The 15,854-nt window shown below is 66.2% G+C and carries 14 protein-coding genes; 1 reads left to right on the top strand and 13 read right to left on the bottom strand.

Annotated features, from left to right (window positions below; translation table 11 throughout):
• Nucleotides 1-2: 2 nt before the first annotated feature.
• The 3 genes from XH83_RS12530 to XH83_RS12520 all read right to left on the bottom strand — a co-directional run bounded on the left by XH83_RS12530 (nt 3) and on the right by XH83_RS12520 (nt 3,358).
• Nucleotides 3-890, bottom strand: coding sequence for an ABC transporter permease (locus tag XH83_RS12530; RefSeq protein WP_194407283.1), 888 nt, complete (start codon nt 888-890; stop codon nt 3-5).
• Entirely contained in the window at nt 887-1,837 is a 951-nt protein-coding gene (locus XH83_RS12525) for an ABC transporter permease (RefSeq protein ID WP_194407282.1), read from the bottom strand. Before XH83_RS12525 ends, XH83_RS12530 begins: the two co-directional genes overlap by 4 nt.
• A gap of 99 nt (nt 1,838-1,936) precedes the next feature.
• Nucleotides 1,937-3,358, bottom strand: a complete 1,422-nt coding sequence (locus tag XH83_RS12520) for an amidase (RefSeq protein ID WP_194408246.1) — start codon at nt 3,356-3,358, stop codon at nt 1,937-1,939.
• A 122-nt stretch (nt 3,359-3,480) separates the two neighbouring features.
• Here XH83_RS12520 and XH83_RS12515 point away from each other — a divergent pair, with 122 nt between their 5' ends.
• Nucleotides 3,481-4,368: a LysR family transcriptional regulator gene (locus XH83_RS12515; protein WP_194407281.1), complete on the top strand. Its 888-nt coding sequence runs from the start codon at nt 3,481-3,483 to the stop codon at nt 4,366-4,368.
• A 6-nt stretch (nt 4,369-4,374) separates the two neighbouring features.
• Here the strand turns inward: XH83_RS12515 and XH83_RS12510 are convergent, their stop codons facing one another.
• The 10 genes from XH83_RS12510 to XH83_RS12465 form a co-directional block, all read right to left on the bottom strand.
• Complete coding sequence (locus XH83_RS12510) at nt 4,375-5,310, bottom strand: carbohydrate kinase (protein WP_194407280.1); 936 nt, start codon at nt 5,308-5,310, stop codon at nt 4,375-4,377.
• A gap of 5 nt (nt 5,311-5,315) precedes the next feature.
• Nucleotides 5,316-6,962, bottom strand: coding sequence for an FGGY-family carbohydrate kinase (locus XH83_RS12505; RefSeq protein ID WP_194407279.1), 1,647 nt, complete (start codon nt 6,960-6,962; stop codon nt 5,316-5,318).
• Between the two features lie 40 nt (nt 6,963-7,002).
• Nucleotides 7,003-7,776, bottom strand: a complete 774-nt coding sequence (locus XH83_RS12500; protein ID WP_194407278.1) for an SDR family NAD(P)-dependent oxidoreductase — start codon at nt 7,774-7,776, stop codon at nt 7,003-7,005.
• Between the two features lie 20 nt (nt 7,777-7,796).
• The gene (locus XH83_RS12495) at nt 7,797-8,804 is read right to left on the bottom strand and encodes an ABC transporter ATP-binding protein (protein ID WP_194407277.1); all 1,008 of its coding nucleotides are present in this window, start codon (nt 8,802-8,804) and stop codon (nt 7,797-7,799) included.
• A 15-nt stretch (nt 8,805-8,819) separates the two neighbouring features.
• Nucleotides 8,820-9,650, bottom strand: coding sequence for a carbohydrate ABC transporter permease (locus XH83_RS12490; RefSeq protein WP_194407276.1), 831 nt, complete (start codon nt 9,648-9,650; stop codon nt 8,820-8,822).
• Between the two features lie 4 nt (nt 9,651-9,654).
• Nucleotides 9,655-10,527, bottom strand: a complete 873-nt coding sequence (locus XH83_RS12485; RefSeq protein ID WP_063203477.1) for a carbohydrate ABC transporter permease — start codon at nt 10,525-10,527, stop codon at nt 9,655-9,657.
• A 152-nt stretch (nt 10,528-10,679) separates the two neighbouring features.
• A complete protein-coding gene (locus XH83_RS12480; RefSeq protein ID WP_246776500.1) occupies nt 10,680-11,933 on the bottom strand; it encodes a sugar ABC transporter substrate-binding protein in 1,254 nt (417 codons plus the stop codon).
• Between the two features lie 304 nt (nt 11,934-12,237).
• Nucleotides 12,238-13,188, bottom strand: coding sequence for a sugar-binding transcriptional regulator (locus XH83_RS12475; RefSeq protein WP_194407274.1), 951 nt, complete (start codon nt 13,186-13,188; stop codon nt 12,238-12,240).
• A gap of 7 nt (nt 13,189-13,195) precedes the next feature.
• On the bottom strand, nt 13,196-13,858 hold the full coding sequence (locus tag XH83_RS12470; RefSeq protein WP_194407273.1) for an HAD family hydrolase: 663 nt from the start codon (nt 13,856-13,858) through the stop codon (nt 13,196-13,198).
• 72 nt (nt 13,859-13,930) lie between these two features.
• Complete coding sequence (locus tag XH83_RS12465; protein WP_194407272.1) at nt 13,931-15,850, bottom strand: nitric oxide reductase activation protein NorD; 1,920 nt, start codon at nt 15,848-15,850, stop codon at nt 13,931-13,933.
• Between the last annotated feature and the right edge of the window lie 4 nt (nt 15,851-15,854).

Here is a 15,854-nt window from a genome sequence, read left to right as displayed (position 1 = left end):
CGTCATCGCTCCCGCGCCAGTCTGGGATCAAGCAGATCGCGCAAGCCGTCGCCGAGCAGATTGAGGCCGAGCACCGCGATGGCGATGGCAGCGCCCGGATAGACCGCGAGCATCGGCGACTGGAACAGCAGTGTCTGTGCATCGTTCAGCATCCGCCCCCAGGACGGCTGCGGTGGCTGCGTGCCGAGGCCGAGATAGGACAGCGCCGCTTCGGCGAGAATGGCGAGCGCGAACTGAATGGTGACCTGCACGATCAGGATCGACAGGATGTTCGGCAGCACGTGCTCGACGGTGATGCGGAATTTCCCCTTCCCCGCCGCACGCGCGGCCAGCACGAATTCGCGTGCCCAGATCGCGTTGGCCGAGCCGCGCGTCAGCCGGGTCAACGTCGGGATCTGGAAGATGCCGATCGCGACGATCGAGGTGACCATGCCCGGCCCCACCACCGCGGCGAGCATGATCGCGGACAGAACGGCCGGAAAGGCGAAGGTGAAATCGGAGAACCGCATGATGACCTCTTCGGTCCAGCCGCGCCGCGCCGAAGCGATCAGGCCGAGCGTGACGCCGAAGGTGAGACCGATGCTGACGGCGATGATCCCGACCATGATGGTGGAGCGGGCGCCGGCGAGCAGCAGCGAGACGATGTCGCGGCCGAAGGAATCGGTGCCGAGCCAATGCGCTGCCGACGGCGGCCGCAGCTTCGAGGCGATATCGATCTCGTAAGGCGACCACGGCGTCCACACCAGCGACAGCAACGCGGAGAGAAGCACCAGAAGGCTCAGCGCGCCGCCGAGCACGAAGCTGCGATGGCGCAGCGCGCGTCGCCAGAACGTCCGCGCCGGCAGCGGGCGCGTCGCGAGCGGTGCATCGATGATCAGGGGCTCGCTCACAGGTCGTGAACCTTGATGCGGGGGTCGATGAAGGCATAGAGCACGTCGACCACGAAATTGACGATGACGACCATGGTCGCGAGCAGCATCACGCAGTTGCGCACCACGATCAGGTCGCGGTTGGCGATCGACTGGAAGATCAGGCGGCCGAGGCCCGGCAGGTAGAACACGTTCTCGATCACGATGGTGCCGGCCAGCAGATTGGCGAATTGCAGCCCCATCACCGTCATCACGGGGATCATGGCGTTGCGCAGCACGTGGCTCCACAGCACTTCGCGCTTGCCGAGCCCTTTGGCGCGCGCAGTCCGAACGAAATCCTCCCGCAGCACTTCCAGCACGGCGGAACGCGTGACGCGCGCGAGGATCGCCGCCTGCACCACCGCCAGCGAGACGGCGGGGAGCAGCAGCGACTTGATACCGAGCCAGATGCCGTCCTCCCAGCCGGCAAAGCCGCCCGCCGAGAGCCATTGCAGCCGCACCGAGAACAAGAGGACCAGCAGGATCGCAAACCAGAAATTCGGCAGCGCGATGCCGATTTGCGTCAACGACATCACGCCGACGTCGCCGAGCTTGTTGTGGTTGGCAGCGGTGTAGATGCCGGCCGAGAGCGCCAGCGTCACCGTGATCGTCATGGCCATGATGGCGAGCGGAACGGTCAGCAGCAGCCGCTCCGCGATCAGGCTCGCAACCGGCGTGCCGTAGACATAGGAGTTGCCGAGATCGCCGATGAAGAGGCCCTTGATCCACTGCAGATAGCGAACCGCCAGGGGCTGGTCGAGCCCGAGCTTGACGGTGAGCGCGCGGACCGCATCCGGCGAGGCATCCGCGCCCATCAGCATCTGCGCGGCATTGCCGGGAAGCGCGTCGAGCACCAGGAAGATGATCAGCGAGGCGCCGACCAGCGTCGCCAGCAAGGTCACCAGACGTCGGAGGACAAATACGCTCATGCGCGCTCGGGCTCGAAGCTCACTTGCGGCACGATCAACATGTCCGGCCGCCGGAGGCAAGTCCTTTGACAACGGCCCTTTTGCTGCGTGGGCATGTCGTCACTCCGGCCAGCGCGACAGAAGGCCGCTCGAGGCCTCGAACAGCGCGCTCACGCGCAGCAATTCCGCGTCGGCCCGGAAGCGGCCGACCAGTTGAAGGCCGATCGGCAAGCCGTCGCGGGCAAAGCCTGAGGGCAGGCTGATCGCGGGATGGCCGGTCATGTTGAACGGCATGGTCCAGGGGAACCAGTGTGGCCGGACGCTGTCGAAATGCCGGCCATCGATCTCGATGCTGCCGAACAGGTCCTGGCTGATCGGAAGTGCGGTCCGCGTCAGGGTGGGCATCGCCAGCAGATGCCCGCGCGCAAGCAGCGATTGCACACGGCGGAACAGCGCGGTACGCGCGAACATCGCCTCCTGGTAGTCGACGCCGCTGACCTCGGTCGCGAGCGCGAGCTGCTTGAGGAAGGCCTCGCTCAGCTCGTCCTTGTGCTCTGCGGCGAGCTTGGCAAAGCGCGTGCGCCAGACCGTGTGGTTGATGGCACGCCAGATCGGCTCGATGTCGAAATCCTCGCCGGAGAATTCCTCGAGCTCCGCCCCTAACCCCGCCAGCCGATCGAGGCTCGCCCTAAAATTGGCGGCGACCTCAGCGGACACTGGACGGCCCGGCGGCGTCAGGCAGCACATGATCCTGAGCCCGCGCAGGTCACCGCCCGCCGCACTCGTGCCGATGAAGTCAGGCACGGGCACGCCGATCGACCAGGGATCGCAGGCATCCTCTCCGGCCATTGCCTGCATCATCAATGCGGTGTCGGCAACGGTGCGGGTGGTCGGCGTGACATAGGTCTGGTTGCCGAAAACATCCAGCGCCTGGCTGTGCGGGATCACTCCGTTGCTCTGCTTCAAACCCACCACGCCATTGCAGGCGGCGGGAATCCGCGTCGAGCCGCCGCCATCGGTCGCAATCGCAAGCGGCGCGATGCCGCTGGCGACCGCCACGGCCGCGCCACCGCTGGAGCCACCGGAGGAGCGGCAGGCGTCCCACGCGTTACGGGTCCGGCCGAACAGCGGCGAATCCGTCAGGCACTTGCTGCCGAATTCCGGCGTCGTGGTCTTGCCGATGAGGATGGCACCTTCGCGGCGCAGCCGCGCCACCGCCACGGCGTCCTCGGCCGGCACATTGTCCTTGTAGGGAACGGCGCCGAAGGTGGTCTTGACGCCCCTGGTGTTGACGATGTCCTTGACCGTGACGGGGATGCCGTGCAGCAGGCCGAGCTCCTCGCCGGTCATCACCTTGCGCTCGGCCGCGCGGGCCTGCGCCATCGCCTCGTCGCCGCAGATCGTGATGAAGCAGTTCAATTTGCCCTGCAGCGCCTCGGTGCGGGCGAGCACGGCGCGGGTGATCTCGACCGGAGAAATGCGTTTGGCGGCGATGAGGCCGCGCAGCTCGGTTGCAGACAGGAGACAGGGATCGCCGTTCATCGTCACACCACGCTCCGAAGCTGGCCCTCGTTGGCCAAAGCATTGACAGCGAGAATGACAGTTCTGTTAACTGGCCGTCCAATACGATTTTGGTCGCCAACCCATACGTTTTCGGTATGCCAATGGATCTTCGCCGGCTCCGCTATTTCGTCGCCGTCGCCGAGGCGCGCAGCATCGGCAAGGCCGCCGAGCGGCTGCGGATGGCGCAGCCTCCGCTCTCGGTGCAGATCCGCAAGCTCGAGGCCGAGATCGGCGCGCCGCTGTTCCGCCGCGGCACCCGCGGCATGGACCTGACCGAGGCAGGCCAGGCGCTGCTGTCGCGCGCGAGCGAGGCGCTGGCGCTGGCCGTCGACGGCGCCGAAGCCGCGCGCGCGGTCGCCGCCGGCAAGCGCGGGCGGCTCTCGGTCGGCTACATGTTCGTGCTGGCGAATGCGATGCTGCCGCGGCTGATCCCCGAGCTGCGGCGCTCGGTGCCCGGTGTCGACCTCGAGTTTGCCGAGCTCAGCGCATCGACGCGCGAGGCCCGGCTGCTCGATCGCAGCGTCACGGTTGCGCTGTGCATGCCGGCCATCAACCATCCCGAAATCCAGGTGGCTCGGATCGGTGCCCAGCCCTTCATGCTGGCCATGCCGATCCGCTCGCCGCTGGCGCGGCTCGGCACCGTGCCGATGGAACGGTTGCAGGGCCGCCCGCTGATCGCATTGCCGCCGCCGGAGCAGGATCCCGCCTCTTCCGCAGTCGCGGCCCTGCTGCGCCGGCATCAGATCGTGATGCCGATTGCGAGCCGGGTGGAGACGGTGCATTCGGCGCTGAGCCTGGTGCTCGCCGGCGAAGGTTTTGCGATCGTGCCGGCCTGCGCCAAGCTCGGCGCGCCAAGCGGCATCGTGTTCAGGCCGCTGCGCGATGCCGCCGATTCCATCGACATCGCGGTGTGCTGGCGACGGGATTCCCAGAGCCCGCTGATCTCCAGGTTTCTCAAATGCGCCGAGAAGGCCGTCGCGCGGATGTGAGGCGGGCTACCAGCGCCAATTGATCTCATGGCTCCAGGGCGGATCGGCGCCCGGGCGCGTGCAGGTGAGGCCGGCGCAATTGGCGGCAAAGGACAGGGCGCGACGGAGCTCGTCGGCACTGATGTCCTTCAATGCTTGCCGGGCAATGCGTCCCTGCTTGTGCAGGGCAAAGAGCAGTGCCGCCTGAAAGCTGTCGCCCGCGCCGATCGTGTCGGCAACCTCGACCTTGGGCGCGGCGACCTCGATCTGCCCTGCCCCCGCGTGCCACGCGATCGCGCCATGATTGCCGCGGGTGATGACGACGAGACTGGTGCCCTGCCCGAGCAGCATGCGGGCGCGCTGCGGATAAGGCTCGTCGCCATGGAGATAGGCGAAGTCGACGTCCGACATCTTGATGAGATCGGCCCTCCCCGCAAATTCGCCCATGCGCGCGAGATAGGCCGGCTTGTCCTTGACCAGATTGGGGCGGCAGTTCGGATCGAAGGAGATCGTCGAGGACGTGCGCGCATCCGCGATCAGCGCCTCGGTCTCGGCTGCGCCCCGGTCGTTGACGAGCGTGGTTGAGCCGACATGGACGGCCTCGACCGTGTCGAACGGAATGGAGCCACGCCGATAGGTCCAGTTTCGTGTCGCGGTCTCGGCATCGTAGAAGGCGTAATGCGACTCGCCCGCGACGATGCGGACGAAAGCGAGCGTGGTCTGATGATCGCTCCGAGTGGCGAAGCTGAGGTCCACATGCGAGGCCGCGGCATGATCTGCGATCATCCGCCCGAACAAGTCTGTCGAGATGCCGCCGACGAAGCCGGGCGGCGCGCCCAGCCGCGCCATCCCGATCGCGACGTTGAGGCAGGAACCACCGACCGCCGGCATCACCGCCTCGCGCCCCTCGGCGTTTCGCGTCGGCACGAAATCGATCAGCGCGTCGCCGCAGGCAATCAGCATGTCTTTCAACCTCTCGCGATGTCGCCCATCGCCGCGCGGCTGCCGCGGTCGACCTCGCGCAGCAGCTTGTAGACCGCGCGCTTGCGCCTGTGAAACGCCGCCATGTCGGGCGCGGTCGGCTCGCTCTTGCGGCCCAGCGCCGACATCCTGGCCATGGTCTCGCCGATCGAGGCGTAGGCTCCTCCGGCCACCGCCCCCAGCATCGCAGCACCAAGCAGCACCGGCTCCTTCGTCTGCGGCAGCGCGACGGTAAGCCCCGTCGTGTCGGCCATGATCTGCCGTACCAGCGGACTGCGGCTGGCGCCGCCGCCCATGATCATGATGCTGGAGCGCACGCCATGCGCGGCAAAGGCTTCGATCACCTCGGCGAGGCCATAGGCGAGTCCGCACAGGCCAGCGACGAACAGCCGCTCCATCGAGGCGATGTCGGTATCGAGATCGAGGCCCGCGATCACCGCGCGCGTGTCGGGATCGGCGTAGGGCGAGCGGTTGCCGATGAACTCGGGAAGCACATGGATATCGCGGGCAAGCAGCGCAGCATGGCTGGCGCTGCCGGTACGCGCGATGATGCGGCGCTCGAGGAAGTCGATGAGGTCGAGACCCTCACCGCGCGCAGCGGCGCTGGCCTCGGCATGGCCGGGATGCGACTTGAGGAGATGGTCGATCGCCGCACCCGCTGCAGACTGGCCGCCCTCGTTGAGCCAGAAGTCCGGGACCATGCCGGAGTAATAAGGTCCCCACACCCCCGGCACGAAACACGGTTCTTTCGTCGTCGCCATGATGCAGGCCGACGTTCCCATGATATAGGCGAGCCGGTCGCAGGCATCGCTGGTCCCGCCCGCGCCGTCGCGGCCGCCGATCGCGCCGATGCCCCCGGCATGGGCGTCGATCAGCGAGGCGCCGACTGGTATGCCCGCTGGCAGGCCGAGTTCGGCCGCGGCCGTGCGGGTGAGTCCGGAGCCAAGCCGCGTGCCGGGGGCGACGATCTCGGTGCCGATGCGGGCGTATTTCTCGGTGACGAAGTCCGACAGGCCGATGCGCTTGAAGAATTGCGCGCTCCAGCCCCCGCCGTCATGGGCGAGATAGTTCCACTTGCAGGTCACGGTGCAGGTCGAGCGCTGCAGCGAGCCGGTCGCGCGCCAGGTCAGATAATCCGCGAGATCGAAGAAGTGGCCGGCGGCGTCGAAGCTCCCACGAAGGTGCCGCTTCAGCCATAGCAGCTTCGGCATTTCCATTTCTGGCGAGATCGAGCCGCCGACATAGCGCAGCACAGCATCCTCGGTCTCGTTGATCAGCCGCGCCTCGGCAACGGCACGATGATCCATCCAGACGATGACATTGCGCTCGGCCTCGCCGGATGCGCTGACGGTGAGCGGCTCGCCCTGTCTATCGAGGACAACCAGCGAACACGTGGCGTCAAAGCCGATGCCGCCGATGCTGTCAGGCGCGATCGACGCTTCGGCCATCGCGGCCCGCACCGATCTGACGCAGGCTTCCCAGATGTCCTGCGAGGACTGCTCGACAACGTCGCCGGGCTCGTGCCAGATCCGGATTGGATGCCGGGCGGTTGCAAGCAGGGTTCCAGACTCGTCAAACACCCCGGCCCGCGTGCTGGTGGTCCCCACGTCGACGCCGATATACGCTCGCGGCATTGTCGCTCCCGGTCGCTTTCCGTCAGTTTTGACGGTGAGCCTACCAGCAAGTGTAGCCGCCATCCACCAGCACGATGCTGCCGGTCATCAGGCTCGCGGCCTCCGAGGAGAGGAACAGCACGACGGAGGCGATCTCCTCGACCTGTCCCATCCGCGCCATCGGAGTTCCGCCGATCCAGGCGTCATACATCTTGGCGTTGCTCTTCACGAAGGCGTTGAGCGGCGTTTCGATATAGGTCGGCGCCACCGCATTGACGCGGATGCCGCGCGCGCCCCATTCGGCGGCCAGCGATTTGGTCAGGTGATGAACCGCAGCCTTGGAGGCGTTGTAGAAGCACTGCTCCTGCGGCTTGTTGACGATGAAGCCGGACATCGAGCCGACATTGACGATGGCGCCGCTCTTCGCCTTCAGCATATGCTTGCCGAATTCGCGGCAGCACCAGAAGGTACCGTTGAGATTGACGTCGATGACGTTGAGCCAGTGCTCGTCGGTGACGGTTTCGGCCGGAGTTTCGCTGCGGGCAATGCCGGCATTGTTGACGAGAATGTCGACCTTGCCGTGGCGGGCGACGAGGTCGTTGGCGACCTCCGCCACGCGCTTGGTGTCGGTCACGTCCATGATCGCGGTCTCGATGTCAAAGCCCTTCGCCTTCAGGCTGGCCTTGGCACTGTCGGCGATCCTGCTGTCGCGGTCGCCGATGATCACCCTGGCGCCCGCTTCAGCCAGCGCTTCCGCGCAGCCAAGGCCGATGCCCTGCCCGCCGCCGGTGATGAACGCGGTCTTGCCGTTCAGCTTGAATTTCTCCAGGTACATGGTCGTCTTTCCGTTTCTTGTCAGTTCCGAAGCGCGTTGCCGCTCGCATCGAAGCGGTGAATGCGGGCGGGGTCCGGCACCAGTGAGACGCGGTCGCCGGCGTGCAGGCTCAATTCCCCGATATAGCGCGCCGTCAGCATGCCGAGCGCGCCGGCATCGACATAGAGAAAGGTGTCGCTGCCGAGATGCTCGGCGACCGCGATCGTGCCCTGCCAGCCGCCCGCTCCGTCGCGCTCGATCTTGAGATGCTCCGGCCGCACGCCAATGGTCGCCGCCCCCTGCTGCTGGGCGAGCTCGCCGGTGACGAAATTCATCTTGGGTGAGCCGATGAAGCCGGCGACGAAAAGATTGGCGGGCCGCTCGTAGAGCTCCAGGGGCGAGCCGTATTGCTCGATCTTGCCGCCGTTGAGCACGACAATCTTGTCGGCCATGGTCATGGCCTCGACCTGGTCGTGGGTGACGTAGATCGCGGTGGTGCCGAGCTGCTTCTGCAGCCGCGTCACCTCGATGCGCATCTGCACGCGCAGCGCGGCATCGAGGTTGGACAGCGGCTCGTCGAACAGAAACGCCTTGGGCTCGCGCACGATGGCCCGGCCGATCGCAACGCGCTGGCGCTGGCCACCGGAAAGCTCGCGCGGCTTGCGATCGAGATAGGGTGTGAGATTCAATGTCGCGGCGGCGGCCTCGACCTTGCGGTTGATCTCGTCTTTCGCCAGCCCAGCCATCTTCAGGCCGAAGCCGATATTGCCGCGCACGCTCATATGCGGATAGAGCGCGTAGGACTGAAACACCATCGACAGTCCGCGCTTGGCGGGCGGCGTGTCGACGACGTTCCTGCCGTCGATCAGGATGTTGCCGCCGGTGACGTCCTCGAGCCCGGCGATCAGCCGCAGCAAGGTGGTCTTGCCGCAGCCGGACGGACCGACGAACACCACGAAGGAGCCGTCGGCGATGTCCAAGTCAGCGCCCTTGATGATGTGCACGGGGCCAAACGATTTCTGCACGCCTTGAAGTGTAATCTGACCCATGATCCGGCAGCCCCTCTACTTCACCGCGCCGAAGGTGAGCCCACGCACGAGCTGCTTCTGGCTGAACCAACCGAGGACGAGAATGGGCGCGATCGCCAGCGTCGAGGCCGCCGACAGCTTTGCCCAGAACAGCCCTTCCGGGCTGGAATAGGAGGCAATGAAGGTGGTGAGCGGCGCCGCGTTCGAGGTCGACAAATTGAGCGTCCAGAACGCCTCGTTCCAGGCGAGGATCAGGTTCAACAGCATCGTGGACGCCAGCCCCGGGATCGCCATCGGCGTCAGCACATAGACCAGCTCACGGCCGATGGTGGCGCCGTCCATGCGCGCGGCTTCAAGAATGTCGCGCGGAATCTCCTTGAAATAGGTGAAGAGCATCCAGATGACGATCGGCAGGTTTCCGAGGCACAGGATGAAGACGAGGCCGATGCGAGAATCCAAAAGACCGAAGGACTTGTAGATCAGGTAGATCGGCACCAGCACGCCGACCGGCGGCATCATCTTGGTCGAGAGCATCCAGAGCAGAATATCCTTGGTGCGCTTGGTCGGCGAGAACGCCATCGACCAGGCCGCGGGAACGGCAATCAAGAGAGCGATGAACGTCGAGCCGCCGGCGATGATGATCGAGTTCATCGCGTGATGAAGATAGTCGCTGCGCTCCTGCACCGTCGCGTAATTCTCGGTGGTCCAGTGGAACAACAGGAAGGACGGCGGGATGGCAAAGGCTTCCAGCTCGGTCTTGAAGCTCGCCAGTACCATCCAGAGGATCGGGAAGAAGATCAGGAAGCCGAAGAACCAGGCCCCGATCGTCGAGACCACCACCTGCTGCGTCGTCGCCCTCCGTGCCATGATCTCACGCCTCCAGATTGCGGCCGACGATGCGGACCAGGAAGAAGGCGACGATGTTCGCGATCACGACCGCGACGAGGCCGCCCGCCGAGGCCGTGCCGACATCGTATTGAATCAGCGCCTGCGAATAGATCAGGAAGGCGATGTTGGTGGTGGACAGGCCAGGGCCGCCGCCCGTGGTGACATAGATCTCTGCAAAGACCGTGAGCAGGAAGATCGTCTCGATCAGGATCACCACCGTGATGGGGCGCGCCAGATGCGGCAGCGTGATGTAGATGAAGGTCGAGACCGCGCTGGCGCCGTCCATCTCGGCAGCCTCCTTCTGCTCTTCGTCGAGCGATTGCAGCGCGGTGAGCAGGATCAGCGTCGCGAACGGCAGCCATTGCCACGTCACGATCAGGATCACCGCAAAGAGCGGCACGTCGTTGAACCAGTCGATCGGCGTCAATCCGAAAAGCGAGGCGAGCCAGGCGAACAGCCCGGACACCGGATGCATCAACAGATTCTTCCAGACCAGCGCGCTGACCGTCGGCATCACGAAGAACGGCGCGATCACCATCAGTCGCACGAAATTGCGCCCGATCACCGGCTGGTCCATCAGCAGCGCGAGCGGGATGCCGAGCAGGATCGTCAGGGCCAGCACGGAGCCGACCAGCACCAGCGTGTTCTGAAGCGAGGCCAGGAAGGCGGGATCGGTGAGGAAGTAGCGGAAGTTCTCCAGGCCCACGAACGACTCGGAGCCGGGATCGAGCAGGCTGTAATGCAGCGTCGAGAAGTAGATCGTCAGCGCCAGCGGGACGATCATCCAGATGAAGAGCAGCCCGACCGCAGGCGTCAGGAGCGAGCGCGCAAGGAACTGCGTCTGCCGGGTTGCCATCCCTGACTTCTCCTTCAGAGCGTTTTCGCGCGGAGGTGCGACGGGTTCGCGGGAAGAAAACGCGTCAAAATGAAACCTCGGGAAGAAGGCGGCCATCCATCCGGGGATGGGCGGATGGCCGCAAGTCTGAGCTCAGGAGGTCGAGCCCGGGTTCACTTGATGTAGCCGGCGCGCTTCATCTCGCGCTCGGTCGCCGATTGCGCCGCGGTCAGCGCGGCATCGACCGTCATCGAGCCGGCGAGTGCGGCCGAGAACTGCTGGCCGACCTGGGTGCCGATGCCCTGGAATTCGGGAATGGCGGCGTATTGCACCCCGACGTAAGGCACCGGCTTCACCGTCGGCTTGTTCGGATCGGCCGCGTCGATCGAGGCCAGCGTCAGCTTCGCGAACGGGGCGACCTTCAGATAATCGGGGTTCTGGTAGAGCGAGGTGCGCGTGCCCGGCGGCACGTTGGCCCAGCCCTCCTTCGATGCGACGAGCTTGGTGTAGTCCTTGCTGGTTGCCCAGGCGATGAACTTCTCGGCAGCTTCCGTCTTCTTGGAGCCGGCGGGGATCGCGAGGTTCCAGGCCCACAGCCAGTTGGCGTTCTTGCCGAGGCCGGTGTTGGGCGCCAGCGCGAAACCGACCTTGTCGGCGACCTTGGAATCCTTCGGGTTGGTGACGAAGGATGCCGCCACCGTGGCGTCGATCCACATCGCGCACTTGCCGGCGTTGAACAGCGCCAGATTCTCGTTGAAGCCGTTGGAGCTCGCGCCGGGAGGACCGGCTTCCTTCATCAGATTGACGTAGGTCGTCAGCGTCGTCTTCCATTCCGGCGTGTTGAACTGCGGCTGCCACTTCTCGTCGAACCAGCGCGCGCCGTAGGAATTGGCCATGGCCGAGAGGAACGCCATGTTCTCGCCCCAGCCGGCCTTGCCGCGGAGGCAAATGCCGTAGGTGCCGGCGCTCTTGTCGGTGAGCTTCTTGGCGGCATCCACCACGAAATCCCAGGTCGGCTTTTCCGGCATCTTCAGCCCGGCCTTCTCGAACAGGTCGGTGCGATACATCACCATCGAGCTCTCGCCATAGAACGGCGCGGCGTAGAGCTTGCCGTCGACGGAGACCGCGTCCTTGATCTTGGGCAGGAGGTCGGCCACGTCGTAATCGGCCCCTAAATTGGCCAGCGGCACCAGCCAGCCCTTCTTGGCCCAGATCGGCACCTCATAGGTGCCGATGGTGAGCACGTCGAACTGACCGCCCTTGGTGGCGATGTCGGTGGTGACGCGCTGGCGCAGCACGTTCTCCTCCAGAGTCACCCACTTCACCGTGATGTCTGGATTCTTCTTGGTGAATTCGGCCGTCAGCCCCTGCATGCGGATCATGTCGCCATTGTTGACGGTGGCGATCGTCAGGGTGGTTTCGGCCATCGCGGGGACGGCCAGCAAAAGTGCAGACGCGCCGCAGACGGCGCCCAGGACGTGTTTCACGGTGACCTCCCCTCAACTCGCGTTTTGAGCATATGCCCACGCGTTGGGCGTATGTTCAACCGAGAGGGCGACGGTTGTCAAGCAGGCGCGCACGCATTTGCTCAACTTATGAGTGCTGCGGTGCGACAGGGATGAGAGTGGCAGCGCGGAGCGGCGGCAGTGGCTCGGGCGAACGCGCGGCTTGCTCCACCCTCTCCTGCTTGCGTGGAGAGGGAGCGCAGCGCCGCTGCCGCGCTAACTTCGCCTACCGCTCCAGGATCGCCCGCGCCGTCGTCTCGTCGGTGATGAGCCCGTTGACCAGGCCGCCGTTCAGCGCCGCCGCGATGGCCGGCACCTTGGCTGCCCCGACCGCGGCACCGATCGTCGTGGTCTTCGCCGGCACTTCCGGCGGAATGCTGGTGAGGCGCTTGTTGGTGCCGGCCTTGAGCAGGCGGCCCTTGGAATCGTAGGCCCAGCCGGTGATCTCGCCGATGGCGCCCAGCCGCATCATCTCGAACAACTCGTCGCGGGTGACGAAGCCGTCGATGTGAACCTGCGCCTTCTGGTCCATCTGGCCGATGCCGACGAGGCGCAAATCCGCCTTGGCCGCCACCGCCTTCACCTTGGCGATCGGCTCGATGCGGACCATCTTGTTGCGCTCGTCCTCGGACGACATCAGGAACGGCAGCGGCATCGGATAGTGCCGCGCGCCCGTGCGGTCCGCGAGCCGGCCGACGGTGTCGTAAAAGCTCGCCGAACCGTCGGCGGAGATGTTGCCGACCAGCGAGACGATCTGGTGATTGGGCCGGTCGATCGGCGTGACGCGCTCGACCGCGGCGCGCACGGCACGGCCGGTGCCGAGCGCGACGATCACGGGCGTCTCCGACCGCAGCGTCGCGTCGAGCAGATTGGCGCAGCGCTCCGCGATGCCTGCGGTGGCCTGCGGCGCCGCCGGATCGGCCGGCACCACCTCACAATGGGCAAGGTCGAAACGCTCCCTGAGGCGCGCTGCGAGTTCCATGCAGGCGGCGATGGGATGCTCCAGCCGAAAGGTGATGAGGCGCTCGGCGAGGCACAACGAGACCAGCCGCTGCGCCGAGGCGCGCGAGACCTGGAGCATCTTTGCGATCTCGTCCTGGGTGTGACCGGCGATGAAATAGAGCCAGCCGGCACGCGCGGCATCGTCGAGTCGCGATCTGTCGTTCTCGGCGGCCATGCGGGCCTCACGCCTCCCAGAAATCGCTCATGCGCGCGAAGACCCGGTCGGCCCCCGCGCCGGACAATATAGCCCGCCCGTCACGGCCGCGGTAATGGCTGCCGCCGACAAATCCCCAGACGGTCATGCCGGCCGCCTTGCCCGCCGCAACGCCGCTGACGCTGTCTTCGATCACCAGCGTGCGCGCAGGTTGCACCGCCATCTTCTCCGCCGCGAGGAGAAAGAGATCCGGCGCCGGCTTGCCGTGCCTGACCATTTGCGCGGTGTAGAGCCGGTCGCCGAAATGCGCCCGCAGGCCGGTGACATCGAGGGAGAGCGCAACGCGATCGAGGTCGCTGGACGATGCCACGCAAAACGGCACGGGGAGTTCGGAGATCACGCCGGCAATGCCGGGGATCGGCTGCAGCGATGCTGCGAATGTCGACAGCACTTGCGACTTCAGGCGCGGCAGAAAGCCGTCCGGCACGATCTGCCCGAGATCACGATAGTGCTGCTCGATCGCCTTGGTGCTGCGCCCGAGAAAGAGTTCGAGCGCCTGCTGCGGGCTGAGCGCGATGTCGAACTCGGCCAGCACCTCGGACAGGCACCGGCAGCTCAGCAGCTCACTGTCGACGAGCACGCCATCGCAATCGAAGATGATCAGATCGGGTCTTGGCCGGCCGGGGTCCATCCGGCTATACGATCATATACTCAACATATGAGCAATAGCTCACGCGGGAGCGGAACGACGCGGCCTTTCCCCTTAATGCGCGACCTGCCGGTAGATCGCCGGCAGCGCCGCGGGCAGCCGCTTGATGTTGCCGACGATCGCGTAGCCGCCACGGCCGAACAGGGTCGGGAAGTAGGATTGCGCGGTTGCGTCCACCGTCACGCCGAAGGCGGCGATGCCGAGCCGGCGTGCCTCCTGTACCGACTTGCGAGTGTCCTCGACCGCAAAGCGACCTTCGTAATGGTCGACGTCGTTCGGCTTGCCGTCGGTGAGCACGATCAGCAGCTTCTTGCGCTGCGGCTGGCGGGCGAGCTCGGCCGCGGCATGGCGCACGGCCGTGCCGATCCGCGTGTAATAGCCGGGCTTCAGCGCGCCGATCCGGCGTTCCACCGTCCCGCTCATCGGCTCGCCGAAGGCCTTCACGGTTTCGAGCCGCACCCAGGAACGCCGGCGCGAGGTGAAGGTCAGGATGCTGTGGTGATCGCCGCAGGCCGAAAGCCCGTGGGCAAGCACCAGCAGCGCCTCCTTCTCGACGTCGAGCACGCGGTAGCCGTCGACCCAGGCGTCCGTGGACAGCGAGACGTCGACGAGCAGCGTGACGGCGAGATCGTGCCCTTGCGGGCGCATCGCGACATGGATGCGATCGAGACCGCTGCCGCCGCTGCCGGCGCGCAGGTCGCACTGCGCGCGCACGAGCGCGTCGAGATCGAGGTCGTGGCCGTCGGCCTGGGCGCGCATCAGCTCGTGGCGCGGCCGCAGCACCTCGAAGCGGCGGCGCACCTGGCGGATGTGCCGGCGCGTGGCGTCGTCAGGCGTCCAGCTCTCGCCCTGCTCGGAGGCCGCAGCCGCGAGCACGCGGCAATGATCGGGCAGATAGGAGCCGCTGCGGTAGTCCCATTCGGGATAAGTGAGGTCAGCATTCAGCTTCGAGGCGTCGAGGGCTTCCGGCGGCAGGTCGAGATCGAACTTGAACCGGCTCGCCGGCTTGCCGGTGCGGCGGCTGAGCGTGATCTCCTCGAGATCGTCGGCGGCCTTCTGCGCATCCTCGTCCTCGCTGTCATCGGCCGGACGGTCGACATTGACCATCTCGGCCATCGCGAGGATCTTCTCGAAGCGATTGAGCACGAAAGGATCGCGGCGGTTGGCATTGTCCTCACGCTCGCGGACGGCAAAGCGCTTGCGATCGTTCTCGGCCGCCGCTTCCGCGCCCGGTGCGCATTCGTCCTCGCCGGCATGCGCGGGCGAGAGCTCGCGCGTCCAGCAATCCCCCCAGAGCGGGCACGGCAGGATCGAATGATAGCCCGGCGGCGCCTTGTCCGGCAGCGGGCCCGTCCCCATCATCGCCGGCCACAGTCTGCCCGAAGGCGCCTTGCCGGTTCCGAGCAGGGCCAGCACGATCTGCTCGACCTCCTGCTCGATGCGCGGCAGGGGGCGACGCGGCCGGGCCTCGGCAGTTGCCGCGGCGAGCTGCGCATAGTCGGCAACAAGCCCGGGAAATTGCGTGAGCACCCAGACCGCCGTCTCGCTGGCCCGGCGCAACACCAGAAGATCGCGCCGCAGCGGATCGGCTTCGGTGATCGTTTCAATCGGCGCGGCCGCGAACCACGCCGCAAGCCAGCGATAGAGCGCCGCGTTCAACGCGCGGTCGGGAAAAATCGAGATGCGATCGGGAAGAAAGATGGTCGCGGCGTCACGGCCCGGCTGCTCGAGCCGCTCGTCGCCGAGGCCGATACGCTGCCGCCAGCCGAGACGGTGCCCCGATTTTCGCGCGCCTGCGCTTGCGATCTGCACCCCGGTCTCGCCGCCGAGCGCGCGGAACATCACCGCGAGCCGGCCCCTCACCTCGGTCAGTGCGACGGCGTGATCGTCGTGAACCGGATAGCTCGCGGTGCCGCCGACCATCCTGTGCCAGGCGCGGCCGACCGTCTCCTCCAGTTCGAGGAAGTCGAGCATCGGC

The sequence above is a fragment of the Bradyrhizobium sp. CCBAU 53351 genome (assembly GCF_015291745.1).
GTDB lineage: Bacteria > Pseudomonadota > Alphaproteobacteria > Rhizobiales > Xanthobacteraceae > Bradyrhizobium.
Note: the sequence above shows the minus strand (reverse complement) of the source record. Positions and strands in the feature narration are given on the sequence as shown.